Annotated in this window: 1 protein-coding gene; it reads left to right on the top strand. The window is 35.5% G+C overall.

Annotation, left to right across the window (positions count from 1 at the left end; all coding sequences use genetic code 11):
• A partial coding sequence (locus NE547_RS18255; protein ID WP_256176647.1) for a hypothetical protein occupies window positions 1-279 on the top strand: 279 nt, incomplete at both ends.

Here is a 279-nt window from a genome sequence, read left to right as displayed (position 1 = left end):
GTAAGAAATGCTGGCTACTATATGTTGAAGGTTGGTGAGTATTTCGATTACAACCAGGCTCCAGCTGAATCAAGTAGGATAGGTGCAAAGGGCATACAGAATTATATATCTGCCCAGAACAAGTACTATGACCTTAAAATTAAAGCATTTGAAACAAGGATTCCTAAGTTGACATCCGAACAACTTAAAACTGACTATAATGATTTAAAAAATCAAATTGTATCGAGTGGCAAAAATGCTGGATATATTTCTAACTTAGACGAAATTTACGAAGCGGGA

Origin of the sequence: Flavonifractor sp. DFI.6.63 (genome assembly GCF_024462255.1) — a bacterium.
Classification (GTDB): domain Bacteria; phylum Bacillota; class Clostridia; order Oscillospirales; family Oscillospiraceae; genus Lawsonibacter_A; species Lawsonibacter_A hominis.
This window is presented reverse-complemented; position numbering and strand designations above follow the sequence as displayed.